Origin of the sequence: Peptoniphilus senegalensis JC140 (genome assembly GCF_000321025.1) — a bacterium.
GTDB lineage: Bacteria > Bacillota > Clostridia > Tissierellales > Peptoniphilaceae > Peptoniphilus_A > Peptoniphilus_A senegalensis.
The window spans coordinates 1-337 of the sequence record NZ_CAEL01000051.1 but is presented as its reverse complement, the minus strand read 5'-3'; the positions used below and the strand labels follow the sequence as shown (position 1 = coordinate 337).

1 rRNA gene is annotated in these 337 nt (G+C 49.6%); it reads left to right on the top strand.

Annotated features, from left to right (window positions below):
• Positions 1–337, top strand: a 23S ribosomal RNA gene (locus tag PTSHG_RS00085); the annotation flags it as partial.

Genomic DNA, 337 nt, shown 5'->3' with positions numbered 1-337 from the left:
CACGTCTAAGCAGTAAGGTGTGAATGTAGGCAAATCCGCATTCTTTAACATTGAGCTGTGATAGCGAAGCTCTTCGAGCGAAGTTCCTGATTTCATACTGCCAAGAAAAGCCTCTAGTGAGGTGAGAGGTGCCCGTACCGCAAACCGACACAGGTAGTCGAGGAGAGAATCCTAAGGTGAGCGAGAGAACTCTCGTTAAGGAACTCGGCAAAATGACCCCGTAACTTAGGGATAAGGGGTGCTCTGGTAGGGTGCAAGCCCGAGAGAGCCGCAGTGAATGGGCCCAAGCGACTGTTTATCAAAAACACAGGTCTCAGCTAAACCGTAAGTGATGTAT